Below are 19429 nucleotides of genomic sequence, written 5' to 3'. Positions count from 1 at the left end.
GGCAAGCGAATAGGTTCGGCTATCGTACTTCCCACCCAATTGGGCCTGCGCCCTGCCTGTGCCATATTGCCGCACTTCGCACGCTCCTGAGGCGTAGCATGACTGAAGGGCGCAGTCCTCGCGCCGACGCTGATACACTTCCATCAACCGATCTGTGGGCAGATCCCCCCCATTATAGGCGAGGATTTATGGTGTGGCATGTGTGCGTCAGGCCAAAGCCGGTCGTCGCCCTCAAGGCTGCTCGGTCACCGGAGCAACCGTTGGCGTCGACGCGACCGCCTCGGCCGATAGCACCGGCTTGGCGGCAGCTTCGTCGATGGCGGCGACCAGGCGTTCGGTTTCGGTGCAGGCGGTGGTGCAGATGGCCTCGATGCGGACCAGGTTGCGGCGGGCCTTTTCGACCGCGCCGCGCTGGACCATCGCTTCACCCTGCCCGACCAGAGCGGCGACATCGTTGGGATCGAGCCGAAGCGCTTCGCGGTACAGGCGGATTGCCTTGCCGGGCAGGCCCTGTGCGCTCGCAATTTGCGCGAGCGCAATATACGCGCTGCGATTGCCCGGATCGACTGCGAGCGCGGCCTCGTAAAGCCCGATCGCGTCGTCCAATTTGCCCGTCTGCTGCACGCTCGATCCTTCATCGACCAGCGCCTGCGACACGGGATCGACGGCATAAGTGATCGGCTGACCGATACCGGTGCTCGATACGGTGGCAAGAGCCAGTGACAGCGCGATGGCTGCGGGCGTGAAACGCATGATAGTCTCCCAGGTTGGCCGCAAGGCTAACACGACCGGATCGCTCTTGTGAAGAAAAAGCCATCGGTGCCGTCGTGATGCGGCGTCAGGAGCATTCCGGCGGGTTGGGAGGCGTTATCGCGCGCCCCGGCAAGCTCGCCATCGGCCCCGACAGGTCGGCCAATGTTCATATGTTCCAAGGATATATGCCAACCGGGCTGGCCCTTCAAGCCGTGCGCGACCTGCCGTGCCCCCTCGTCGGGGAGCAGCGAGCACACCGCATAGACCAAAGCGCCACCGGGCCGCACCAGCCGCATCGCGATGGCGATCAGCCGCGCCTGTTCGGCGACGAGCTTGTCGAGCCGTTCGGGGGTCAGCCGCCAGCGAGTCTCGGGGTTGCGCCGCCAGGTGCCAGAGCCGCTGCACGGCGCATCGACCAATACGACATCGGCCTGGCCCTCAAAGGCTTCGAGCCTTTCCCACTCGCGCCGCGGATCGAGCAGCACGGTCTCGATCCGGTCGGGTCCGGCGCGCCTGCGTCTGGGCTCCATCGCCGCGAGCCGGTCGCGGCTGGTGTCCGATGCGATGATCCGCGCAGATGGCATCATCGCCGAGAGCGCCAGCGTCTTGCCACCCGCACCCGCGCACAGATCGATTGCCAGCGCGACATCGGGAAGGTTGCACGCCGCGACGATCGCCTGGCTGCCCCAGTCCTGCACATCGACCGCGCCGTGCTGCCACAGATCGCTGTCCTCGATGGCGGTGCCGTTGGGCAGCCGCGCTGCGCGGGGCAGTATGTCGCTGAACGCGATATCGGGCCAGTGCGCGCTCAGGCCCGCGCGATCGGTGCGATCGGGATTGAACCGCAGGTCGAGCGCAGCGCGATCGAGCAACGCGTCCTTCTCGGCGGCGTCGAACAATTTGGGCAAACGCGCCTCGATCCAGCCGGGGATCACCCCGCCGCTCGCCACCGGCTCAGCCTCGCTGAGCATTGCAGGGCCATAGCCGCTGCCGTCGAACAACGCGGCAAGATCGGCATCCTCGCGCGCCAGACCCGCCATCGCGGCGCGGCCGTTATCGGGGATCTCGCCAAACCGGCGGACCGCGCGATAGGCAAGGTCACGCACCGCGCGGCGGTCGCCCGAGCCCATATAGCGCCGCTCGCGGAAGAAAGTGCGCGCCAGCGTGTCCGCGCTTGCCCCCTGCCCGCGCGCGGCCTTGAGGATCGCGTCGATCAGGTCGATCGCCGCCTGAACCCGGGCCGGAGGAGTCATTCGCCGCGCTCGGGCGAAGTCGCGCTGCGATCCGCGTCGATCTGCGCGAACAACCGGTCATATTCGCCGGTCTTGGGTACGGGCAGGCAACGGTGCGCCATCGCCCTGCCCGAGGCGTCCGCCACCAACTGTGCTGCCGCACGATCGCAGTCCGCCTCGCTCGCAAACAGACTTGCCACCCGCTCGATCTCGAACCCGCCCGGCTGATCGGGCGCGGGCCAGACCAGCATCAGCATAAAGGGGACCAGTTCGATCATCGGGGGTCAGCGGGTCGGGTAATTGGGGGCCTCGCGAGTGATCGAAACGTCATGGACGTGGCTTTCGCGCAGGCCGGCATTGGTGATCCGCACGAACTCTGCGTTGCGGCGCAAGGAATCGATCGTCGGTGATCCGGTATAGCCCATCGCGGCCTTGATCCCGCCGACCAGTTGGTGGACGACATCGCGCGCCGGGCCCTTGAACGGCACCTGCCCTTCGATGCCTTCGGGGACGAGCTTGAGCTGGTCCTTGATGTCCTGCTGGAAATAGCGGTCGGCGCTGCCGCGCGCCATCGCGCCGACGCTGCCCATGCCGCGATAGCTCTTGTAGGCGCGGCCCTGGTACAGGAAGGTTTCGCCCGGAGCCTCTTCTGTGCCTGCGAGCATCGACCCGATCATGATGGTGGAGGCACCGGCGGCGAGCGCCTTGGCGGCATCGCCCGAGGTGCGCAGACCACCATCGGCGATCACAGGAATGCCCGATTTGTCAGCCTCTTCAGCGGCATCCATGATCGCGGTGAGCTGCGGAACGCCGACACCGGCGACCACGCGGGTGGTGCAGATCGAACCCGGACCAATGCCCACCTTGACGCCATCGGCGCCGGAATCGATCAGCGCACGGGTGGCGCCCGCGGTCGCGACATTGCCTGCGATCACCTGGACCCGACTTGAATATTTCTTGATCGCCTCGACCGCGATCGCGACCATCTTGCTGTGGCCATGCGCGGTATCGACCACGATCAGATCGCACTCGGCATCGATCAGCGCCTTGCTGCGCTCGAGCCCTGCCTCGCCCACAGTGGACGCAGCCGCGACGCGCAGGCGGCCTGCGGCATCCTTGGTCGCATCGGGGTTCATCACCGCCTTTTCGATGTCCTTGACGGTGATCAGGCCGATGCAATGATAGTCCTTGTCGACCACCAGCAGCTTTTCGATCCGGCGCTGGTGCAGCAGGCGGCGCGCCTCTTCCTGGCCGACATCGGCAGGAACGGTGGCGAGATTGTCCGAGGTCATCAGCTCGTGCACCGGCTGGTTGGGGTTCTCGGCAAAGCGCACATCGCGGTTGGTCAGGATACCGGCCAGACGGCCAGAGGCCTCGACCACCGGGATGCCCGAGATCGAATGCAGGCGCATCAAAGCCTGGGCTTCGGCCAGCGGCGCATCGGGGGTGATCGTGATCGGGTTGACCACCATGCCGCTTTCGAAGCGCTTGACCTGACGCACTGCGGCGATCTGCTCTTCGATGCTGAGGTTGCGGTGGAGCACCCCGATGCCGCCCAACTGCGCCATGACGATCGCCATCCGCGCCTCGGTCACGGTATCCATCGCCGATGACAGGACCGGGATGTTGAGGCGGATCGCCTTGGTCAGATACGTCGAGGTATCGGCCTGGCTGGGCACGATTTCCGACGCTGCGGGGCGCAGCAGAACATCATCAAAGGTAAGGCCGAGGGGGATGTCCATGCGAGATGCCACTTTCGATTGCTGATTCGGTCGGTCCAACTGCGACCGGTGGCGGCCCATGTAACCAAGCTGCGCTTCAATCGCCAGTGGTTGCGGGGTTATATTTCGCTTCATCGGCAAAATGTCGGACCAGGTCGATGTGCAGATTGGCATCGTCCGCCGCGCCGCCCAGTTCGGTCTTATCGGTCAGCTCGTCATCGGGCTGGTGATAGACGCTGGTCAAAAACGCCTGGAGCAGCGCCATGTCCGAAAACGATCCGCCCGCCATGATCGACTTGACCCCCTTGGCCCCCAGTGCCCAGCCATCCTGCCGGCGGATGAAGGCGTTGGCCTCGGTGTCGGTATCGACCGTTCGGCCCCCGGCGATCGCGATCTGATCGACGATCTCATCGAGCCCCGATTCCCCGCGCCCGACCAGCGCCACTGGTGCGCCCTTGGGCGCGATCGCGACGGTATCGATATTGAGCGCAACCACGATCTGGTCGAGCGGGACAACGGGATTGTCGGCGAAGTGATACGCGCCCAGCAGCCCGCGTTCTTCGGCGGTGGTGCCCATGAAATAGACGTCGCGATCGAGTTGCGCGCCCTGTGCGGCGGCACGCGCCAGGCGTTCCGCGACCGTCAGCAGCACCGCCATGCCGCTGGCGTTATCGACCGCGCCGTTGCAGATCCGGTCCTCGGCTTCTTCGCTGCGGCAGATGCCGAAATGATCCCAATGGCCGAGCAGCACCACCGCGCCCGATCCGGGCTTGGCGCCGGGGATCTTGCCGATGACATTGTGGCTGGCAAAGCTCCGCACCTGTGTGCTGGCGGCAAGTTCAAGCGTCACCGGTAGATCGACCGGGACGAAATCCGGCTCGCCTGCGCGTTTGGTCGCAGTGGCAAGCGACATGCCTGCAGGCTTGATCAGTGCGTTGGCGGCATCGGGACGGATCAGGCCGCTGATCGTCGTGCTGACGTCATCGCTCGCCAGCCGCATCGATCCGCCCGCAAGCGCGGTGCGCACGCTGGCCCAAGGGGCACCTTTGGGTGCGGTCAGCAACACAGCGGCAGCACCCGCCTCGGCCAGCAGCTTCTCGCGCTCGCGCCGGGTCGGCAGCTTGGCCGCACCCTCGAACTTGGGTTCCGCCGACAGCATGATGACGATCCGTCCGCGGACATCGGCATTGAGCTTGCCATCGGCACCCACGCCATGGCCGACGAACACCGGCGCACCGCTGACAGCATCGGTTGCGTTGCGGCCGGTGAGGATCAAAGCGTCGCTATCGATCTTCAGAGGCCGCGTGCCACGCATCGCGCTAAAGCTCTGCGCATAAGGTTTGCGTTCGACCAAAGGCACCGGCTGAAACCACGGATTTGCCGGATCGTTTGTGCCCGAGACCAGGCCGTAGCTATCCCAGGTCTTTGCAAGATAATCGATCGTCTTCATCTCACCCGACGTCCCCGGGGCGCGGCCTTCGAAGTCATCGCTGGCGAGCACCGCGATATGCGCGCGAACCTCTGATTCGCTGATCGGAGCAGGCTTTTGCTGCGCGGTCGCAGGCCCATGCGAAAGGGCAGTGACAAGCGCCAGGGCGGAGAGGGCACAGGCCCGGAAGGATGTGATCATGCGATCGTCATGGCGCAAACCGGCGGCGTGGTGCAAGTGGAACCATGCCCCGCACCCGCCTCAGCATCTGCCAGCGCAAACAACGGTTCGACAGCGAAGAAGCCGCAGTGCTGGCCGCGCTGGCAGCGGACATCGATCTGCGCCCTTATGCGTGCGATCGCTGCGGGCGGTTTCACCTGACCAGCCGGCTGAAGGGCAAGCGGCGGTTGCGGGGGGATTGAGGCGCGCAAGGCGTGCTGAAAGCCCTCTCCCCTTGAGGGGAGAGGGTTGGGAGAGGGGAATTCGTGCAACCTCGCGATTGTCTCAAACCCCTCTCAACTCCGGCTAGCCAGCAGGCTGGCAAGCCTTCGTATCTCTCTCCCCTGAAGGGGAGAGAGCACCCACCCTCACCCCTGCTGCGCCAGCACCTCGTACGCCATCACCGCGCCTGCAACAGCGGCATTGAGGCTGTCTGCCTTGCCCAGCATCGGGATCTTCACCAGCAGATCGCAGTGCGCCTCATAATTTGAAGGCAGCCCCTGCGCCTCGTTGCCGATCAGCAGAAAGCTCGGGCTGGCATAGGCCGCGCCGCGATAATCGTGCGTCGTGTTCAGACTGGTGCCGACAAGCTGCCCGGGCCCGGCGCGCAGCCAGCCAAGGAACTCACCCCAATCCGCCTGCGCCAGCGGCACGGTGAACACCGCGCCCATGCTCGCGCGGACGGCCTCGACCGAGAACGGATCGACACACTGATCGACCAGGATCAGCCCGCCTGCGCCCACCGCATCGCAGGTGCGCAGCATCGTGCCCAGGTTGCCCGGATCGCGCATCGCCTGCGCCACCAGCCATATCCCCGAGCGGGTGCGATCGAGCCGGTCGAGCGTTGTCGGCAGATCGGAGAACACCCCCAGCACGGTCTGCGGATTATCCTTGCCCGAGATTTTCGACAGGATGTCGGCGGTGGTCTCATAGATCACCCCGCCGCAATCGCTGACCGCGCGCTCGAGCGCATCGATCAGCGGATGCGGGTCGCGGTGCTGCCCCACCCACAACGCTTCGGGAACAATCCCCGCCTCGCGCGCCTCGGTGAGCAGGCGCAGTCCTTCGGCCAGGAAACGCGCCTCGCGCTTGCGATGCTTCTTTTCGCGCAAAGACCGCGCAGCCTTGACCGCGGGATTGGAAAAGCCGGTGATCGGCAGGCGGGAAATTGTCATGGCTCTTCAGGTTCAGGTGCAGATGCGGGCACGCAGGCGGATCGGCGGACCATCAGTCCTCGCCGAAGCCGTCCATCACCAGACCGACCAGCTTCTTGAGCGCGGCGTCGGCGTCTTCGCCCTCGACGCTGATCGTGATGCTGTCGCCGCGCGCGGCGCCAAGCATCATCAGCCCCATGATCGAGCTTCCGGTAACGATGTTGTCGTCCTTGCTGACATGCACCTTCACCGTGTCAGGCAGGCGCGCCACTGCGGTGACGAACTTGGCGCTGGCACGAGCGTGAAGCCCCCGGGCGTTGGTGATCGTCACCGTTTGCGAATTCATTGCGCGCTTTCCTGGCCCAAAAGGTCGGATGCGACGCTGATATACTTCTGACCGGCATCGCGCGCGGCTGCGACCGCCTCCCGCACGTTCATCGATCGACGTGCGCCTTCGAGGCGGATCAGCATCGGCAGATTGACCCCGGCGATCACCTCGACCCGTCCCGCATCGAGCAGCGAAATGGCCAGGTTCGAGGGCGTGCCACCGAACAGGTCGGTGAGCACGATCACACCCTTGCCGGTATCGACCTTGGCGATGGCGGTAGCAATGTCGGCGCGACGTTGCTCCATGTCATCGTTCGGGCCGATGGCGACGGTTTCAATGTTCTGCTGCTTGCCGACCACGTGCTCCATCGCAACCAGAAACTCCTGTGCGAGCCGTCCGTGGGTAACGAGAATAAGACCTATCATGGGAGATGCTTGTACCAATGTGCCTGTATCTAAGCCAAATTACCTGGCCGAATATGTGCCAAATCACCTGGTTTTGAAAATGTCTCTGTCTGACCTTCGCCGACCGCTTGAACTCTCCCTGCCCTCTGTGTCGCCATCATTCGGGCGACTGTACGGGGCTTCCTTCAATGGCATCGACGGGTCTTGACGTCAGGTTGCGATGCTGGACACTGGGACAAAAGCCTGCTGCTTGCAAGCGTTTGGTGATCTCCTCGGCGACGAACACCGACCGGTGTCTCCCCCCGGTACACCCGATGGCGATGTGGACATAGGCCTTCGCCCCCGCCTGATAGCGCGGCAAAAGGAAGCTCAGAAGATCGACGATCCGGTCCACCGCGCCTGCATAAGCCGGGTCCTCCGTCACGAACGCTCCTACCGGTGCATCAAGCCCGGTCAGCGCGCGCAGGTTCCTGTCCCAGTGCGGGTTGCGCAAGAAGCGCATGTCGAACACCAGATCTGCGCTGGGCGGCATGCCACGTGCAAAACCGAAGCTGGTGACGATGATGCTGGTCGGCGATTGCTCCAGCGCAAAGCGGCGGCGGATCTCCTGCTGCAGCTCTGACAACGGCATGTCGGTGGTGTCGATGACGTTTTCCGCCCAGCGGCGCAGCGGCTGCAGCCATTCGCGCTCCTCGGCGATCCCGGCCTCGGCCGAGCGATCCTGCGCCAGCGGATGCCGCCTGCGGGTCTCGGCATAGCGCCGCTGAAGCTCGCGCCCAGCGCAATCAAGGAACAACGTGCTCACCGCATACTCGGGGCGCTGTTCAAGCTCGCGCACCTGCCGCACGATCGAGGCGGGATCGAACCCGCGGGTGCGCGTGTCGAAACCGATGGCGAGCGGTCGGTCCTGTCCGCTCTGGCCCACCGGGTGCGGGGTGTCGATCAACAGAGGCAGCAGCCGAATCGGGAAATTGTCGATCGCCTCCCAACCCAGGTCCTCGAGCGTCTTGAGCGCGGTCGTCTTGCCCGCCCCCGACAACCCGGTGACCAGCATGACTCGCTGGCGTGGCGGCGCAGCGTCGGGCGAAGGCGCCTGCGGTGTGATGATATCTGTCATGTGGCCACCCCTGGTGCGGCAGGAATGCGGCCGCAGACATCCTGCTGACCTAGCGCTTCAGCCCATAAGCATGCAACGCCATTTCAACCTTGATCGGCAGGACATTGCTATCGGGCGACAACAGGATCTGCGGGATGGCAATCCCCAGAATGACGCGCCGATCGCTGCGCTCGATCCAGCGCGGCGCGACACGGTTCAGTTCAACAAGCAGCTCCACCGGGCATTCGGGGCCCGGCTCCATCGCCATCAGCCCCAGGTTGCGCACCTCGATCTGCCCGCCGATGTTTTGCGCCGGCGTTGCAAAAAGGCGGTCATCCTCGCAGCGCAGTGCGACCTGATCGTCGCTGATCAACCGCGCTCCGCGATCGATCAGCGCCAGCGCGAGCTCGGACTTGCCGATCCCCGATTCCCCGGTGATTAGGACCGCCGCGCCGTTAATCCTGACGCAGCTTGCTGGATAGGTGCAGTGGCCTGCTGGATGCATGATGTCCTCCCCCCTTGGTATACTGTCGCGCCGGCCCCGGTCTTATGCCCGGTAACTTCAACGCCGGTCGTCAGGCCGGCGATATCGGCAGTCCGTCGGGGTCGATGCCCGGCAGGCTGATGTCGAAGCACGCCCCCGGCTCGCCATCGTCGCGGTCGTCGGCGCTGATCGTGCCATGATGCCCTTCGATGATCGTCCGCGCAATCGCCAGCCCCAAACCACTGTGCTGGCCAAACGCCTCGCCTTCGGGACGCGCGCTGTGGAAGCGGCGGAAAATTTCCTCGCGCTCGCTCGGCAGCACGCCGGGGCCTTCATCGATCACCCGCACGAGCACGCGCCATTGCTCATCGGTCCGCACCTGGGTCGCCTCGATCCGCACCAGACCGCCGGGCGGAGAGAACGACACCGCATTGTCGAGCAGGTTGGAGATGACGCGTTCGAGCCGCGTCCCCTCGCCCATCACCACCGCGACCCCGCGCCGGGGCCGGGCAAACACGATCTCGCGGTCATCGTTCAGCCCGCGTGCGCGCCGCACCTCGAGCAGGTTCTCGATCATCTCGCCCAGATCGATCGGCTCGAACCGTGTCCGGGTGAGCTGCGCATCGACCCGCGAAGCTTCGGATATATCGGTAATCAGCCGGTCGAGCCGCCGAACATCACTGCATGCGATATCGAACAATTGTGCGCGCAAGGCTTCGTCCTTGACACTCCCCAACCCCTCGAGTGCCGACCGCAGCGAGGCGAGCGGGTTCTTGAGCTCGTGGCTGACATCGGCGGCAAAGGCTTCGGTTGCATCGATCTTCTGCCTGAGCGCCAGACTCATATCTGACAGCGAACGGGCCAGCAGACCGATCTCGTCACCCCTTGATGGCAGCCGCGGCACCACCACCTCTCGCGCGCGGCCCAGCCGCACGCGGACCGCAGCGCTCGCCAGTCGGCGCAGTGGCTTGACGATCGTCCGCGCGAGGAACAGCGAGAACAGGATCGAAACCAGGGCCGTCGTCAGCACGATAAGCGCTAGATTGGTCCGTTCCGCGCGCACGATCCGGGTGATGTCACGCGCGTTGTAACTGGTGAACAGCACGCCCGATCCGCGCGGCAATGCAATCGCTGCGCTGATCATCGGGGTGCGATCCGGGGCGTAACGCATCCTTGCCTGGGTCCGGGCTGTGTCACGCGCTTCGACCGCTTCGGGCCAGTTCTGGAGTTGGTCTGGCTGTCGTTCGACATATTTGTCGATCCGTTGTGCGTTGACCAATCCGTCGAAACCCTGGTCGAGCAGCCGCGCGGCGTGGCGCTGCCACGGTTCGTTGGCCGGATCACGCAGTGCATAAGTGGGCGGGGCGAGCACAAAGCTGTCCATCTGCAGCGTGCCAGTGCTATCGTACAGCCGGACGCGCGAGGCATAGCGCCGCGACACCGCAATCATCATCGCGATCCGGTCGGGCTGGTCGAGCCGCTCGAGCGCATGCGCCAGCAGCCAGATGCTCTGCCGTTCCTGGTCGAGCCGCTCCTGAATGATCTGCTCGCGATAGCTGTCGAGATACAACAGCCCCCCGCCCAGCATGGCGATGGCAAAGATATTGACCGCGAGAATCCGCCAGGTCAGCGAAACCCGCCGCGTCCAGCGCAAGCTGAGCGCGGGCGGGTTATTCGCCTGAGAAACGGTATCCGGCGCCATACAGGGTATCGATTGCGGAAAATTCGGTATCGACTTCGCGGAACTTGCGGCGAAGACGCTTGATGTGGCTGTCAATGGTGCGGTCATCGACATAGACGTCGTCCTGATAGGCCGCGTCCATCAACTGATTGCGGCTTTTGACCACCCCTGGCCGCGCCGCGAGCGCCTCGAGGATCAGAAATTCGGTCACGGTCAGCGTCACCTTTTTGCCGTCCCAGCTGACCATGTGGCGTGCCGGATCGATCTCCAGCCGGCCGCGTACGATCGGTTCGGCTGCGGGCTCGTCGCCGGCCTCATTGGGCGTCCGCATCAATTCTGCGCGGCGCAGGATCGCCTTGATCCGCGCGATCAGCAGACGCTGCGAAAACGGCTTGGTGATATAGTCGTCGGCGCCCATCGCCAGGCCGAGCGCCTCGTCCAGTTCCTCGTCCTTGGATGTCAGAAAGATCACCGGAACCGCACTGTGCTCGCGCACCCTGCGCAGCAGCTCAAGCCCGTCCATCCGCGGCATCTTGATGTCGAACAGGCACAGGTCGGGCGGCGTTTCGGTGATCGCCTTCAAAGCCGCTTCACCATCGGAATACAGCCGCGTGACAAACCCTTCTGCCTGCAGCGCGATCGATACCGATGTCAGAATGTTGCGGTCGTCATCGACCAGCGCAATCGTTGCCGCCATGCCGGGCTGAACCCTCCTCGATCAAGTCCGCCTGCCGGTCGCATATCGTAGCGTCAGGAACAACAGCTTTGTGCACAATGGTGCATCGCAGCACCGTCGAAGCTTCCAATCCAGTTTATAATCCGGGATTTATGACACCGGTAGCAGGTATTGACAGACCACTGGCCAGAGGTCTTGGACCATCGCACAGCATGCTTGAAAAGCGCGAGTCGCCTCAAAACTGAGGGACTGGTCATTGGGTTTCCACCCAGCCATTCGGTGACCGCGACATGGGAGAAGTGTACCAGTGGCTAAGAATTCAAAAGTTTCGCTTGCCGATCAGGGCTTTACCGCAACCGAGAACCAGAAGTGGAATCTGGGCACCGAGGCACTGGTTGAAGAGGCACTGCGCAATGGCGAAGGTTCGCTGGCCGCTGGCGGCGCACTGGTGGTGGCGACCGGCAAGCACACCGGTCGCAGCGCGAATGACAAGTTTATCGTCCGTGATGCCGAGACCGAGAACTCGGTATGGTGGGGCAAGACCAACGTGGCGATGACGCCCGAGAACTTCGCCACGCTCAAGACCGATTTCCTGGCGTTCCTGGGCACCAAGGACAAACTCTACGTGCAGGACCTGTTCGGTGGATCGCAGCCCGAATACCGCGTCAACGTCCGCGTGATCAACGAATTTGCGTGGCACAGCCAGTTCATCCGCACGCTGCTGGTCCGCCCCACGGCCGACCAGTTGGCCGATTTCGCGCCCGAATACACGATCATCGATCTGCCCAGCTTCCGCGCCGACCCTGCCAAGCACGGCACCCGCAGCGAGACCGTGATCGCGGTGAACCTCACCGAAAAGCTGATCCTGATCGGCGGCACCGCTTATGCCGGCGAAATGAAGAAGTCGGTGTTCGGCATCCTCAACTATCTGCTGCCGACCAAGGGCGTGATGCCGATGCATTGCTCGGCCAACATCAGCCCCGAAGGCGAAACCGCCGTGTTCTTCGGGCTTTCGGGCACTGGCAAGACCACGCTGTCGGCCGATGCCAGCCGCACGCTCATTGGCGATGACGAGCATGGCTGGTCGGACACCGCAGTGTTCAACTTCGAGGGCGGTTGCTACGCCAAGATGATCAACCTCTCGCCCGAGGCCGAGCCCGAGATCTACGCCACCACCAAGCGCTTCGGCACGGTGCTGGAAAACGTGGTGATGGATCCCGAAACCCGTACGCTGGATTTCGCCGACAACACGCTCGCTGAAAACAGCCGCGGTTCGTACCCGATCGACTTCATCCCCAACACGTCGAAAGACAATTTGGGCCCGGTTCCGAAGAACATCATCTTCCTCACCGCCGATGCCTATGGCGTGCTGCCTCCGATCGCACGGTTGACCGCCGAACAGGCGATGTACCACTTCCTCTCGGGCTATACCGCGCGCGTCGCGGGCACCGAGATCGGCGTGACAGAGCCGTCTGCCACCTTCTCGACCTGCTTTGGCGCACCGTTCATGCCGCGTCATCCGTCTGTGTACGGCAACCTGCTCAAGGAACGCATCGCCAAGGGCAACGTCACCTGCTGGCTGGTCAACACCGGCTGGACCGGTGGCAAATACGGCGTCGGCAATCGCATGCCGATCAAGGCGACGCGCGCATTGCTCAACGCGGCGCTCGATGGCAGCCTGAACAGCACCGAGTTCCGCACCGATCCCAACTTCGGCTTCGAAGTGCCCACCGCTGTTCCCGGTGTCGACAGCGCGATCCTCGATCCGCGCGGCACCTGGGCGGTCAAGGCCGACTATGACGCCACCGCGCAAAAGCTGGTCGGCCAGTTCATCGACAACTTCGCGCAGTTCGAAGCCCATGTCGATGATGCGGTCCGCGCCGCCGCGCCGCAACGCCAGGCAGTGGTCGCCTGACCTGACCGCGACGGGTTCACAGCATCATCGGCCGTTCGCCACCCGGCGAGCGGCCGTTTTGCGTTTGTTGAGGTGCGATAAGATTTTACCAGATGCTGTGCCGTTGACGGGGTGAAACGCATGGCGAACCATCGTCGCCAATGTTAACTTCCTTTCGTTCTCCGGCGAACGCCGGAGCCCAGGAGTTAGATGGCACTGCAGCCGCCCTGGATTCCGGCTTATGCCGGAAAACGTGTCGATTTGAGCATGGGAGTTGAACGCATGGATTTCCTCAACAACATCGTCGGTCAGCTGGGTGGCACCGAAAAGATCGCCGCGCTCGCCCGCCAAGTCGGCCTGAGCGAAGCGCAGGTGCAATCGGCGATGGCGCCGCTCGGCAAGGCCGCGCCGCAACCCGGCGACACCGTCACCACCGCCGCGCAATCGACCGGCCTGCCGATGGACAAATTGCACGAACTGCTCACCCGGGTCGGCGGCGAGGATGCCCTGAAAAAGGTCAGCGATTTCCTCGACCGCGACGGCGACGGCAACCCGATGAACGACATCATGGGCTTCGCGAAGAAGTTCACGGGCAAGTAACACCCAAAATCCTCCCCGAGCTTGCTGGGGAGGGATTTGACTATTCCGCCGCGTTCTTCACCTGTACATCCGTCTCGATCAGCGCAGCGTCGCCATAGCGCGGAAGCGCCTCGATTTCGTCGATGGTTTCCAGATCGCGCTTGCCAGTCTCGATGTTGAGTGCGGCGAACTTTCTGCCGGTGGAGAGCACGTTGCGTTCGAAGCTGCCGACGAACTTGTTGTAGTTCCCGACCGCGCTCGAAAGCCCTGTACCCATCCGCTTGAGATGCTCAGCGGAGACCGCGAGCCGGTCGTAAAGTTCCTTACCCAGTTGGCCAATCTGCTTGGCCTCTGCCGCCAATCCTTCCTGCCGCCAGACGCTGGCTACGGTCCGCGCGATCGCCACGAGATTGGTCGGTGTCGCAAGCAGGACCTTCTTCTCGAACGCGTGGTCCCACAGCGAAGGATCGTGCTCAAGCGCGGCAGACAGGAAGTGCTCGCCGGGCACGAACATGATCACATAATCGGGCGCGTCTGCGAACTGGTCCCAATAGGCCTTGCGCGACAGGCCATCGATATGCGCCTTCATTGATGCGCAGTGCGCAGCCAGCGCCAGCTTGCGCGCAGCCTCGTCATCCGCACCGAACGCATCCTGATATGCATTCAAGGAGACTTTGGCATCGATCACCAGCGAGCGACCGCCGGGAACATTGACCACCGCATCGGGGCGCAGCCGCCCGTCCTCGGTATCAAGGCTTACCTCCATCGCAAAATCGGTGCGCTCGGCAAGCCCACAGCTTTCCAGGACGTTGCGTAGCTGTTGCTCACCCCAGCGCCCGCGCGCCTTGGGAGCGTTACGAAGGGAATTGACCAGGCGCGCAGCCTCGGCTTGGACCCGGTCCTGCCCTGCGCGCATCTGGTCGATCAGCCCGGTCAGCGTGCCATACGCCTCGCTGCGGGTCGCCTCGATCTTCTGCACCTGCTCCTCATAGGTCTTAAGCCGCTCGCCCACCGGAGCGAGCAACGTGCGGATCTTCTCTTCGTTCTTTTCCTCGGACTGCGCGAAGCGTTCGTTCGCTCTCCGCAGGAACACCTCCTGCGCCTCACCCAACAGCTTGTTGCCGACCTCACCGAACTGCTGCGCGAGCTGCTCGCGCGCTTCGGTCAGCTGGCGCAGCTGCTTTTCGTGGTTGGCGGCGTCGGCCTTCATGGTCGCGAGCTCGCGCGCGGCGGCTGCGTGTTCGGCGCGCAGGGTGTCGAGCCGGACGGCCAGATCATCGGCCTGGCGCGCTCGTTCGCTTGCGGCGGCGAGCTGGCCCGAGAGCGAGGCGTTCTCGGTGCGCTGACCATCCAGTCGCGATGACAGATCATCGGCCAGCTTGGCGCGTTCGCTGGCGGTCGCAAGGTCGCGGATCGCAGCATTGAAGCGCTCCTGCATGTCCTTGAGCGCGGTCTGGGCCTCTTCGCGTTCGGCACGGACATCTGCGAGCGGGCGTCCACCCAGCCACCAGCCGATGGCAAGCCCCGCGATCAGCGCGATAACGATAATGGCTGCGACCCCCAGGTCCATGAAAACTCCCCGCACGGCAAAATGGAACGAAAAGCGAACCTAGAGCGCGAGGGGTGGGTTGGCAATGGGGCAAAGCCGCCGGGCCGGGGAGAACTGCCGCCCCCTTCCGCGCTCCCCCGCGAAGGCGGGACCATCTCCGGATGGTGCGTCTGGTGGCAAGGGCAGAAGATCGGCCCCTCACGTTCGCGGGGGTAACAGTCGATCAATGGTGAAAGGCGCCTAGGCGCTCAAGCCGCCTTGCGCAGCTTCTCGAGCTTCTTGAGCACCATCTGGCGCTTGAGGCGCGAGAGGTGGTCGATGAAGAGCACGCCTTCGAGGTGGTCCATCTCGTGCTGCAGGCAGGTGGCCATCAGGCCGTCCATTGCCTCTTCGTGCACCTTGCCGTCGAGATCCTGCCACCGCGCGCGGATGGTAGATGGGCGCTCGACCTCGGCATACTGATCGGGCACCGACAGGCAGCCCTCGTTATAGAGCGTATGCTCGTTCGAGGGATCGAGGATCTCGGGGTTGATGAACACCCGCGGGGTGCGAACCGGTTCGCCGTCCTCGCCCTCGTGCTGGAGATCGATCACCAGCACGCGCTTGGGGACACCGATCTGAATCGCGGCAAGGCCGATGCCGGGCGCATCGTACATCGTCTCGAACATGTCTGCGACCAGCGTCCGCAGTTCGTCATCGAACGCCTCGACGCGGGTGGAGACGGTCTTCAACCGCGGATCGGGAACTTCAAGGATGGGGTGGATAGCCATCTGGCTCAGATATGACTGCAATGCTGCCCGGTCAAGTCACCGGCGCGGCGGGCCGAGTGGTTCAGCCGCGGCCAAAGCTGCGTTGTGCGCCCATCGCAGCGCCCGCCATCGCATTTTTGCGACCGAAGCTGCGGCGTTCGACCAGCGGATTGGCTTCCTTTTCAAGCGAGCCCAGCGACAGGCGGAACACATCGCGCAGACCCACGATATCTTCGAGCAGTTCGTCGGGCGCCTGCTGGGTTTCGACACAGTGCCGCGCAATCATCTCGATCTTTTCGGAAAGCAACGCCAATTGCTCGGCACCGAACTGCCAGGACTCGCCCTTGAGCGTATGCGCGGGCAGCACCAGCTTGGCGGCGCTATTTTCGCGCATAGCGGTCTCAATGGCGTCGACCGACTTGGTGCCGTCTTCGCGAAAATAGCCTAGGATGCGGACAAAATCGGTCCCCAGCGCGGCGCGCGCTTCAGCAAAGGTCGACCAGTTGACCAGTGGCGCCTCTTGATAGGACATGATGCATTCTCCCGTCGTGCCCCAAAGCACTGCGCGCGGAGATTACTACAGCAATGGTAAACGAAGTCTTGCCAGCTAAGTATAACTACTAGCCGCGCGTTAAGGGACCAAGCGATTTCAGCCGAGTATACAGAAGGATTCGCTCAATCCTTCGCAAATGGATTTTTGGGCGCGCGATACGTCAGCCGCACCGGCACCGCGCCAAAACCCAGGTCCCGCCGCAGACTGTTGATCAGATAGCGTGAATAGCTCTCGGGCAGTTCATCGACCCGGGTGCCGAAGATGATGAAGCCGGGCGGGCGCACCTTGGCCTGGGTCATATATCGCAGCTTGATGCGCTTGCCGCCGGGAGCGGGCGGCGGATTGGTCTCGACCGCCATTTCGAACCAGCGATTGAGCTGTCCGGTCGAAACGCGACGTGACCATGCGGTGCGGGTTTCAAACGCCACCTTGAGCAGCACGTCGATGCCCTTGCCGGTAATCCCCGAAATCGTCAGCACGGGAACGCCGCGAAGTTGCGCGAGCCCCTCATCGAGCGCCGCCTTGATGCCGTTGAACAGGCTCGATGCGTCCTCGGCCACATCCCATTTGTTGATCGCTATGACCAGCGCGCGGCCTTCCTTGAGCACATTGTCGGCGATCTTGAGCTCCTGCAGCTCCAAACCGCGGGTCGCATCGAGCAGCAATACAACAACCTCGGCATAATCGATCGCACGCTTGGCATCGGCGACCGAGAGCTTCTCGAGCTTGTCGACGACCTTGGCCTTTTTGCGCATCCCGGCGGTGTCGATCAGCCGTACGGCCCGCGAAGGCGCGCCATCGGGCGGGGTCCAGCTCCAGTCGATCGCGATCGAATCGCGGGTGATCCCGGCTTCGGGCCCGGTGATCAGCCGGTCTTCGCCCAGGATCATGTTGATCAGCGTCGATTTGCCGGCATTCGGGCGTCCGACAATCGCCAGCTGTAACGGTGCGGCTTCGAGCGCGTTTTCGTCAATCGTTTCGGCATCGAGGTTGACCGCAGGCATCTGCGTGCTGTCATCGCCGCCTTCGTCCCAGTCCTCAATCAGCGGACGCAGTTCGTCGAACAGTTCGGCAAGCCCCACGCCGTGCTCGGCGCTGAACGCGATCGGTTCACCCAGCCCCAGCGAATAGGCTTCCATCAGGCCGCCATCGGCTGCGCGGCCCTCGGCCTTGTTGCCCATCAGGATGATCGGGGTCTTGGTGGTGCGCAACCAGCGGGCGATTTCCTCGTCCAGCGGCGTGATCCCGGCACGCGCATCGAATACGAACAGCGCCGCGCGCGCGGTCGCAACCGCCTGTTCGGTCTGGCGGCGCATGCGGCCGGGGAGCGTTTCGGGGTCCTCGTCCTCATAGCCTGCGGTATCGACGATCTGGAAGTGCAGGCCGAGCAGCTCGGCCTTGCCCAGACGGCGATCACGGGTAACGCCGGGCTGGTCATCGACCAGCGCCAGCTTCTTGCCCACCAGCCGGTTGAACAACGTGGACTTGCCGACATTGGGTCGGCCGATGATGACGATTTCAGGTAACATAGGCACGCCTTTACTGCGGGAAAGCGTTCTTGTCTCCCCCGCAATAAATAACGTCAGTGCAGCAGATCAACGCCAGGCGGTGATCGTGCCGCCATCGTCCAAAATGTACAGCGTATTGTCTGCCACGATCGGCGGCAACGAGACCTTTTCCTTGAGGTCGAACAGCATATTGAAGGTGCCATCGGAGGGGTCGATCGTTCCGACCTCGCCTTCGGTATTAGCGGTCCACAGGCGGCCACCGGCCAGAACCGGGCCGTTCCAGTAAATCTGGCCTTCCTTCTTCTTTTCCTTGCGGAACTGCTGCAGCTGGGTCGACCAGCGCACCTTGCCGGTGGCACGCGCAATGCACAGCACGCGCGCATCGTCGGTCAGCACGAACAGCCATTCGCCCGCGATCACCGGGGTTGAAATCCCTGCGATGTTAAGCTCCCAGATACGCTGCCCGGTGACCAGCTCATACGCCGCCATGCGGCCGCCCTCACCCACCGCATAGACGCGTCCGCGATCGATGATCGGATCGGCATCGATATCGGTCAGCGACGACACCGAAGTCGAAATGCTGGTGCGCGCGAGCGCATCGGACCACAGATTGCGGCCGTTTTCATACCGATAAGCGATCAATTCGCCGCTCGAGAAGCCGGCGACGACGGTGCCTTGCCCGGCTGCGGGTGCGGCGACGCCGAACACGCCCGCCTGGCCGAGCGACCCGCTCTGATTCCAGGCAATCGTGCCATCGACCTGGTTAAGCGAGACGAGCTGGTTGTCCTGCGACATCACATAAACTGATCCAAACGCCAGGGTCGGCGCACCGCGCAGCGGCCCTGCCGGCTTGACGCGCCAGATCTGCGAACCATCGGCGGCATTGAGCGCGGCGACTTCACCGACGCCGTTGGTGGCGTAAACCCTTGTGGCATCGGCGCTCACGCCGCCGCCAAACACCGAGGAGGCACCATCGCTTCGCGCTTCGAGAGCGACCTGCCAGACCTTGGCACCGGTTGCGGTATCGAACGCGTGAACCATGCCGCTGGTATCGACCGCATACAGCCGGCCACCATAGACCACGGGTGCCGCGGCCAGTCGAACGCGCAGGCTGGACCCTGCGATCTTGGCGGACCAAGCCCGCGTGATCGTATCGCCAATCGTAAGATGGCCGACGGCCTTGGTGGCACTGCCCCCGGGCTGGCTCCAGTTTGCATTGGCGACAGCCGCCGGCAGAATCACTGCAACGCCCGCCAGATCCTTGTCGACATCGGCACCGCTTTCGGACCGGGTCAGAATCGAGGTTCGGTTGCCCACGGTTGGCGTGACCTTGGGCTTGTCGCCGCCGCCCAGTACGCCGCAGCCTGCCAGCGTTGCCGACAGCGCGAGTATCATTGCCCATTTGCGTTTGTGCATTGCC

General features: G+C 63.8%; 20 protein-coding genes. 3 read left to right on the top strand and 17 right to left on the bottom strand.

What is annotated here, in order from left to right:
- Positions 1 to 231: 231 nt before the first annotated feature.
- From IEW00_RS09415 to IEW00_RS09395, 5 genes are all read right to left on the bottom strand, one after another.
- Complete coding sequence (locus tag IEW00_RS09415; RefSeq protein WP_188514571.1) at positions 232 to 756, bottom strand: tetratricopeptide repeat protein; 525 nt, start codon at positions 754 to 756, stop codon at positions 232 to 234.
- A gap of 23 nt (positions 757 to 779) precedes the next feature.
- Positions 780 to 2006 carry an RsmB/NOP family class I SAM-dependent RNA methyltransferase gene (locus IEW00_RS09410; RefSeq protein WP_188514147.1) on the bottom strand — a complete coding sequence of 409 codons (1227 nt, stop codon included), beginning with the start codon at positions 2004 to 2006 and terminating at the stop codon, positions 780 to 782.
- Positions 2003 to 2263: a hypothetical protein gene (locus IEW00_RS09405; RefSeq protein WP_188514146.1), complete on the bottom strand. Its 261-nt coding sequence runs from the start codon at positions 2261 to 2263 to the stop codon at positions 2003 to 2005. Before IEW00_RS09405 ends, IEW00_RS09410 begins: the two co-directional genes overlap by 4 nt.
- Positions 2264 to 2269: 6 nt before the next feature.
- On the bottom strand, positions 2270 to 3727 hold the full coding sequence (gene guaB, locus IEW00_RS09400; protein ID WP_188514145.1) for an IMP dehydrogenase: 1458 nt from the start codon (positions 3725 to 3727) through the stop codon (positions 2270 to 2272).
- A gap of 76 nt (positions 3728 to 3803) precedes the next feature.
- A complete protein-coding gene (locus IEW00_RS09395) occupies positions 3804 to 5336 on the bottom strand; it encodes a M28 family peptidase (protein ID WP_188514144.1) in 1533 nt (510 codons plus the stop codon).
- A 44-nt stretch (positions 5337 to 5380) separates the two neighbouring features.
- Between IEW00_RS09395 and IEW00_RS09390 the strand changes: the two genes are divergently transcribed.
- Positions 5381 to 5557, top strand: a complete 177-nt coding sequence (locus IEW00_RS09390) for a hypothetical protein (RefSeq protein WP_188514143.1) — start codon at positions 5381 to 5383, stop codon at positions 5555 to 5557.
- A 165-nt stretch (positions 5558 to 5722) separates the two neighbouring features.
- Here the strand turns inward: IEW00_RS09390 and IEW00_RS09385 are convergent, their stop codons facing one another.
- The 7 genes from IEW00_RS09385 to IEW00_RS09355 all read right to left on the bottom strand — a co-directional run bounded on the left by IEW00_RS09385 (position 5723) and on the right by IEW00_RS09355 (position 11198).
- Positions 5723 to 6529 (bottom strand): TrmH family RNA methyltransferase, encoded by an 807-nt coding sequence (locus IEW00_RS09385; RefSeq protein WP_188514142.1) that lies wholly within the window; start codon positions 6527 to 6529, stop codon positions 5723 to 5725.
- A 52-nt stretch (positions 6530 to 6581) separates the two neighbouring features.
- On the bottom strand, positions 6582 to 6854 hold the full coding sequence (locus tag IEW00_RS09380) for an HPr family phosphocarrier protein (RefSeq protein WP_188514141.1): 273 nt from the start codon (positions 6852 to 6854) through the stop codon (positions 6582 to 6584).
- Positions 6851 to 7261: a PTS sugar transporter subunit IIA gene (locus IEW00_RS09375; RefSeq protein ID WP_188514140.1), complete on the bottom strand. Its 411-nt coding sequence runs from the start codon at positions 7259 to 7261 to the stop codon at positions 6851 to 6853. The genes IEW00_RS09380 and IEW00_RS09375 overlap by 4 nt, the downstream gene beginning before the upstream one ends.
- Positions 7262 to 7397: 136 nt before the next feature.
- Positions 7398 to 8357: an RNase adapter RapZ gene (gene rapZ, locus IEW00_RS09370; protein WP_188514139.1), complete on the bottom strand. Its 960-nt coding sequence runs from the start codon at positions 8355 to 8357 to the stop codon at positions 7398 to 7400.
- A 49-nt stretch (positions 8358 to 8406) separates the two neighbouring features.
- On the bottom strand, positions 8407 to 8841 hold the full coding sequence (locus IEW00_RS09365) for an HPr kinase/phosphorylase (RefSeq protein WP_188514138.1): 435 nt from the start codon (positions 8839 to 8841) through the stop codon (positions 8407 to 8409).
- A 70-nt stretch (positions 8842 to 8911) separates the two neighbouring features.
- Positions 8912 to 10522 (bottom strand): sensor histidine kinase, encoded by a 1611-nt coding sequence (locus tag IEW00_RS09360; protein WP_188514137.1) that lies wholly within the window; start codon positions 10520 to 10522, stop codon positions 8912 to 8914.
- Positions 10491 to 11198, bottom strand: a complete 708-nt coding sequence (locus IEW00_RS09355; protein WP_188514136.1) for a response regulator transcription factor — start codon at positions 11196 to 11198, stop codon at positions 10491 to 10493. The genes IEW00_RS09360 and IEW00_RS09355 overlap by 32 nt, the downstream gene beginning before the upstream one ends.
- Positions 11199 to 11484: 286 nt before the next feature.
- On the opposite strand from IEW00_RS09355, the gene IEW00_RS09350 reads away from it, so the two are divergent.
- A complete protein-coding gene (locus IEW00_RS09350; RefSeq protein ID WP_188514135.1) occupies positions 11485 to 13092 on the top strand; it encodes a phosphoenolpyruvate carboxykinase in 1608 nt (535 codons plus the stop codon).
- 189 nt (positions 13093 to 13281) lie between these two features.
- Positions 13282 to 13671 (top strand): hypothetical protein, encoded by a 390-nt coding sequence (locus tag IEW00_RS09345; protein WP_229736928.1) that lies wholly within the window; start codon positions 13282 to 13284, stop codon positions 13669 to 13671.
- A gap of 40 nt (positions 13672 to 13711) precedes the next feature.
- On the opposite strand, the gene IEW00_RS09340 is transcribed toward IEW00_RS09345, so the two are convergent.
- The 5 genes from IEW00_RS09340 to IEW00_RS09320 all read right to left on the bottom strand — a co-directional run bounded on the left by IEW00_RS09340 (position 13712) and on the right by IEW00_RS09320 (position 19425).
- Positions 13712 to 15220: a DNA recombination protein RmuC gene (locus IEW00_RS09340; protein ID WP_188514134.1), complete on the bottom strand. Its 1509-nt coding sequence runs from the start codon at positions 15218 to 15220 to the stop codon at positions 13712 to 13714.
- A gap of 227 nt (positions 15221 to 15447) precedes the next feature.
- Positions 15448 to 15969, bottom strand: a complete 522-nt coding sequence (def, locus tag IEW00_RS09335) for a peptide deformylase (RefSeq protein WP_188514133.1) — start codon at positions 15967 to 15969, stop codon at positions 15448 to 15450.
- Positions 15970 to 16030: 61 nt separating this feature from the next.
- Positions 16031 to 16480 (bottom strand): Hpt domain-containing protein, encoded by a 450-nt coding sequence (locus IEW00_RS09330; protein ID WP_188514132.1) that lies wholly within the window; start codon positions 16478 to 16480, stop codon positions 16031 to 16033.
- A 143-nt stretch (positions 16481 to 16623) separates the two neighbouring features.
- The gene (der, locus tag IEW00_RS09325; RefSeq protein WP_188514131.1) at positions 16624 to 18030 is read right to left on the bottom strand and encodes a ribosome biogenesis GTPase Der; all 1407 of its coding nucleotides are present in this window, start codon (positions 18028 to 18030) and stop codon (positions 16624 to 16626) included.
- Positions 18031 to 18096: 66 nt separating this feature from the next.
- Positions 18097 to 19425: a PQQ-like beta-propeller repeat protein gene (locus IEW00_RS09320; RefSeq protein ID WP_188514130.1), complete on the bottom strand. Its 1329-nt coding sequence runs from the start codon at positions 19423 to 19425 to the stop codon at positions 18097 to 18099.
- Positions 19426 to 19429: the final 4 nt, after the last annotated feature.

It is taken from the genome of Blastomonas aquatica, assembly GCF_014639875.1.
Taxonomy (GTDB): Bacteria; Pseudomonadota; Alphaproteobacteria; order Sphingomonadales; family Sphingomonadaceae; genus Blastomonas; species Blastomonas aquatica.
The sequence above is the reverse complement of the archived record's forward strand: the minus strand, read 5'-3'. Positions and strand labels throughout refer to the sequence as shown.